This is a genomic window from Dietzia sp. CW19 (genome assembly GCF_014145265.1).
Classification (GTDB): domain Bacteria; phylum Actinomycetota; class Actinomycetes; order Mycobacteriales; family Mycobacteriaceae; genus Dietzia; species Dietzia natronolimnaea.
This window is the reverse complement of the sequence record NZ_JAALEE010000276.1, coordinates 1-4,915: the sequence shown is the minus strand read 5'-3', so window position 1 is coordinate 4,915 and position 4,915 is coordinate 1. Positions and strand designations below refer to the sequence as shown.

At 69.5% G+C, this 4,915-nt stretch carries 8 protein-coding genes; 1 reads left to right on the top strand and 7 read right to left on the bottom strand.

From position 1 onward, the window contains the following. A partial coding sequence (locus G6021_RS09005; protein ID WP_182641105.1) for a dihydrofolate reductase occupies positions 1-304 on the top strand: 304 nt, incomplete at its 5' end. A 13-nt stretch (positions 305-317) separates the two neighbouring features. On the opposite strand, the gene G6021_RS09000 is transcribed toward G6021_RS09005, so the two are convergent. The 7 genes from G6021_RS09000 to G6021_RS08970 form a co-directional block, all read right to left on the bottom strand. Next, positions 318-932, bottom strand: coding sequence for a DUF1707 domain-containing protein (locus tag G6021_RS09000; RefSeq protein WP_179525874.1), 615 nt, complete (start codon positions 930-932; stop codon positions 318-320). Between the two features lie 13 nt (positions 933-945). Next, positions 946-1,332: a DUF302 domain-containing protein gene (locus G6021_RS08995; protein ID WP_182641104.1), complete on the bottom strand. Its 387-nt coding sequence runs from the start codon at positions 1,330-1,332 to the stop codon at positions 946-948. A 76-nt stretch (positions 1,333-1,408) separates the two neighbouring features. Next, positions 1,409-1,675 carry a metal-sensitive transcriptional regulator gene (locus G6021_RS08990; protein WP_179525876.1) on the bottom strand — a complete coding sequence of 89 codons (267 nt, stop codon included), beginning with the start codon at positions 1,673-1,675 and terminating at the stop codon, positions 1,409-1,411. A gap of 184 nt (positions 1,676-1,859) precedes the next feature. Continuing rightward, on the bottom strand, positions 1,860-2,981 hold the full coding sequence (locus tag G6021_RS08985; protein ID WP_179525877.1) for an NDMA-dependent alcohol dehydrogenase: 1,122 nt from the start codon (positions 2,979-2,981) through the stop codon (positions 1,860-1,862). Positions 2,982-3,124: 143 nt separating this feature from the next. Then, a complete protein-coding gene (gene trxA, locus G6021_RS08980) occupies positions 3,125-3,508 on the bottom strand; it encodes a thioredoxin (RefSeq protein ID WP_179525878.1) in 384 nt (127 codons plus the stop codon). A 156-nt stretch (positions 3,509-3,664) separates the two neighbouring features. Further along, positions 3,665-4,600 carry an alpha/beta hydrolase gene (locus G6021_RS08975; RefSeq protein ID WP_179525879.1) on the bottom strand — a complete coding sequence of 312 codons (936 nt, stop codon included), beginning with the start codon at positions 4,598-4,600 and terminating at the stop codon, positions 3,665-3,667. A 57-nt stretch (positions 4,601-4,657) separates the two neighbouring features. Beyond that, the coding region (locus G6021_RS08970; protein ID WP_241736491.1) for a GMC oxidoreductase at positions 4,658-4,915 on the bottom strand (258 nt) is incomplete at its 5' end.

The window sequence follows — 4,915 nt, the reverse complement described above, 5'->3', positions numbered from 1 at the left end:
GGCCGAGGGCGCCGAGCGCGCGGCGTCGGTGCCCGAGGCGCTGGCGTCGGCCGGCACCGACGCGGTAGTGATGGGCGGCGGCCAGATCTACGCCGCGGCTCTCGACTCAGCCGACGAGTGCCTGGTCACCGAGATCGACGCGGACGCCCCGGGGACCGTGCTGGCCCCGGAGCTGGACGGGACGTGGGAGCGGGTCGAGGTCGGCGAGTGGATCACCGATCCGCGGAGCCGCGTCGAGGGGCACGACGACGAGGTCCGGCACCGGCACACGGTGTGGCGGCGCCGGCCCGGCTCATCTGCCTGAAACCGCCGTCTGCCTAGAACCACTTCCACGTCTTGGGGATCCGCTCCCCCGCCGCGAGGATCTTGATCTTCACGCCGGCCATGAAACCGTTGATCTCGAAGTCCAGATGCGGGCCACCACGGATGTCGTAGCGGCCCTCGTCGATCTTGAGCTCGGACCACGTCCGGTTGCCGGTCACCGCGACCGAGACCCCCGGGGGGAGCAGGATCTTGGCGTTGGCGGCCCACAGGTCGAGCTGGATGTGGGTGCGCGGGCGGTCGACCACGGCCTCACGGGCGTCGAGGTAGATCTCGCCCATCCAGGACGTCAGCCGGTAGTCGTCCGGGAGGGACCACCGGCCTTCCCGCTTGAGCGTGTCGAAGACCGAGGTCTTCTTCCGGCTCTCGTCGACGGTGATCGCCCCCGTCGGCCGGGTGGCCGGTGGCTGCGCCGAGGAAGGGGTGGGCCCCGCGCCGGGACCCAGCGGCAGTCCGCTCAGGGCCACCTCCAGCTCGGCGGGGCAGGTCGCGGACCAGATCCTGGCGGCCCGGTCCGAGAACTCGGCGAGGGACAGCTCTCCCCGCCCCACCATCGCCTCCAGTCTCTGCTGAGCGAGGGCCCGCGGGTCGGTGTGCGGCTCCTGGGTCATGCCCCCAGGTTACTCAGCGGGTGAGGTCCTTCATCATCGACCGCATCTGCGCGGACAACTCGTCGGCCATGTTCTGCAGGCCGCCCGAGATGACCTGTGCCAGCAGCGCCGGGTTCTGTGCCTCGATGACGCAGCCCCCGGAGGACTCGCGGACCACGACGTTGCAGGGCAGCAGCAGCGCGACCTCCTTGCTCACGTCGAACGCCTCACCGGCGAACCCGGGGTTGCACGCCCCGAGGATCAGGACGCGCTCGATGTCCTTGTCGATCTTCTTCTTGAGCGTGGCGGTGAGATCGATCTCGTGGAGGATCCCGAAGCCGCGGTCGGCGAGCGCCTCGCGGGTCGCCTCCACCGCCTCGTCGAATCCCATCGCCGTGTACGTACCGATTCCGACGTCCATGTCGCAGTCCTCACGTCTGTGGTCGGGTGATGTCTTCCGCGTACCGGGGCCAGCATCCCACGGCCCCGGGGAGCGGTCAGGCGAGCGAGAGGAAGAGCTTCTCCAGCTCGGCCACGGTGATCCCGTCCTCGCCGGTCTCGCCGTCGCCCGCGAGGCATTCCTGGATGTTGGAGCTGATGATCTTGAACCCGGCGCGGTCCAGCGCCTTGGAGACCGCCGCCAGCTGGGTGACGACGTCCTTGCAGGGGCGCTCCTGCTCGACCATGTCGATCACCGCGTTGAGCTGTCCCCGCGCCCGGCGCAGGCGGTTGAGCACCTGCGTCCTCGCCTCGTCGTCAGCCATCTCGGGCCCTCCTGCTCTCTCGCGGATGCGGATGTCGATCCGGACCCCAGTGTACCCGTGGGGGTATCGCTGTCCAGTCCGGTGTACGGAGCGGGCCCCGGTCCACCCCCTCGAGGGGAACCGGGGCCCACGGTTGCCGCGGTCGTGCCCGCAGCGCCGGCCGTGCCGGCGGAGTCGCAGGGGATCAGTCGTCGTGGACGATGATCCCGCGGACCATGCCGTCGCCGCCGGACTCCATGATCTCGTAGCCCTCGTTGACCTGATCGAGCGTGAAGCGGTGCGTGATCAGCTCGTCGAGCTTGAGCTGCTTCTCGTCCCACAGCCGCAGGATGTTGGGGATGTCGTGGAAGGCGTTGGCCGACCCGAACAGTGACCCCTTGATGACCTTCTCGTACTGGGAGACGAACAGCCCGGTGAGGTTGATGGACTGGTTGTCGAGGCCGCCCATGGAGGTGAGGACCACGACCCCCCGCTTACCCACCATGTCGGTGGCGTCGGCGGTCACCTTGGCGTCCGCCACGCCGATCGTGATGATGGCCTTCTCGGCCATGTTCCCCCAGGTCAGGCCCGGAAGCTCGGCCTTGGCCTGGTCCACGTCCGAGTAGACGTGGGTGGCGCCGAACTCCGTGGCCTTGGCCAGCTTCGACTCGTCCGTGTCGATGGCCAGGATGAATCGCGCGCCGGCGTGCTTCGCGCCCTGGATCGCGTTGATGCCGATGCCGCCGATGCCGAAGACGACGACGGTGTCACCGGCCCGGACGTCGGCTGAGTAGACGGCCGATCCCCAGCCGGTGGTGACGCCGCAGCCGACGAGCGCCGCGACCTCGAAGGGGATCCAGTCCTGGACCTTGACCACCGAGTTCATGTTGGCGACGGTGTACTGCGAGAACGTGCCGAGGGTGCACATGGCGCCGGCGGTCTCGCCGTTCGCGAGGGCGAACGGGTACCGGCCGTCGGCCATCTCGCCGATCGTGCCGTTGAGTCCGCCGTCGCACAGGTTGGTCATGCCGCGCGCACAGGCGGAGCACTTGCCACAGGCCGGGATGAACGACCCCACCACGTGGTCGCCGGGCTGGACGTGGGTCACGCCGGGGCCGACCGCCTCGACGACGCCCGCGCCCTCGTGCCCGCCGACGATCGGCAGTCGCCCGGGCAGGTCACCACTGGTGATGTGGAGGTCGGAATGGCAGAGACCGGCGACCTTCCACTTGACGAGCACCTCGCCGAAGTGGGGGCCGTCGAGCTCGGCCTCCACGATCTCGAACGGCTTGCCCAGCTCTCGGGCGATGGCGGCCTTGGTCTTCATTCGACTCCCTCCGGGCGCGACGGGGTGATCCCGTCACTGGAACGTGTTCTCATCACGATATCCGCATCGGTCCACCGGGGATCGTCAAACCGAGAACCTGTTCCAATTTCCGCGCGCGGGCGCGCCGGAGGGAGTGGGCCGACTCAGCCCTGGGCGTCGCCCTGCTGGGCCTGGGCCTCTTCGACCGCCTTGCGGACCTCGTCCATGTCGAGCCCCTTGATCTGCTCGACCAGGTCGTCGAGCGCCTGCTCCGGGATCGCACCGGAGTGACGGAACACGGCGATGCCCTCGCGGAACGCCATGAGCGTGGGGATCGACTGGATCTGCAGCATCGCGCCCAGCTGCTGCTCCGCGTCGGTGTCGACCTTCGCGAAGGTCAGCTCGGGGTTCTTGCCGGAGACCTTCTCGAACACCGGCCCGAAGGCCTTGCAGGGGCCACACCACTCGGCCCAGAAGTCCACCAGGACGATGTCGTTGTCGGTGACGGTCTTCTCGAAGTCGGCGGTCGTGATGTCGACGGTGGTCATACGAATGCCCTCCTAGCGGGACGGGGCGGCTCTCGTCCCGTCGTCTCTCGTCGCCAGCCTACGGACAGCCCGCGCCTGCGACGACCTTCTCGCACGGACCATACCCGTGCGGGTATTCAAGGTCGTGCAGTGAGGAACAACGTCGCCCGATCGGGGTTATTCCCCCCGCGCCCCCGGGCGGGGCGGGGATCCGAGGATCTCCGCCAGGAACCACTCGAGCTGGTCCAGGAAGACCGCGTTGTCGTCCCCGGCCACCATGTGACCGGCGTCCGCGACCTCGTGGGTGTACGCGTGCGGGAGGTGTCGCAGCAGGTGGGCCACCGACTCGTCGCTGACGATGTCCGATCGCGACCCCCTGATGAGCATGGTCGGCTCGGTGACGTGGGGCACGATCCCCTCGAAGTAGTCGTTCCCGATCTCGGCGTTGTCCCCGGTGGCGCCCGCGACGAAGCGCGGGTCCCAGTGCCAGTACCACCGGCCGTCGCCCTTCTGGCGGAGATTCTTGCGCAGTCCGTCCAGGTTCGTCGGGCGCTGACGACCAGGCTGGTAGGCGGCGATCGCCTCGGCGGCGGCCTCCAGGTCCGCGAACCCGTCCAGCCCCGACCGCATGAACTCCCCGATCCGCTGGACGCCCTTCGCCTCGATCTTCGGGGTGACGTCCACCAGCACCAGCGCCCGGGCGACGGGCTTGGCGGTCCCCAGCGCCAGCAGTCCGGTCAATCCACCGAGCGAGGCGCCCACGAGAACCGGCAGCCGGCCGGGGAAGCGGGCGGCGACGATCAGCTCGAGATCGTCGACCATGCGGTGGATGTCGTAGTCCCCGTCCTCCGCCCAGTCGCTGTCACCGTGGCCCCGCGCGTCCATCGTCGTGACCCGGTACCCCTCGGTCGCGAGTCGCCGGGCGGCGCGGTTCCACGAGTTCCGGGTCTGCGCCCCGCCGTGCAGCATGAGGATCTCGTCGACCGGATCCGCATCACCGATCGGCTCCCACACGTCGCCGACGAGCATCCCGGCCGCACCGGCGAGCGTGAAGGACCGGGGCTCGGCGGCGTGGGGGTGATCACTGCGGGTCTCGATCTCGCTACTCGTCATGGTGGCCCTTCCGCCCGCACTCCCACCTCGGCGGTGGAACGTGTTCTCATATCGGTTCTACCACGAGCTCCCGGCGACCACCCGCGCGGCGAGGTCCTCGGCCACCGCGAGAACGGAGAGATAGGGGCCGCACCGCGGCAGCACCGGGAACACCGACGCGTCGGCCACCCGCACACCCTCGCACCCCGACACCCGGCCGGCGTCGTCGACCACCTCACCGATCCGCGCCGACCCCGCGAGGTGCTGGGAGGTCGACGGGACGGGTGTCGGCCGCGGCCCACCACCGGGGATCCCCAGGCGGTCCGCGACCATCCC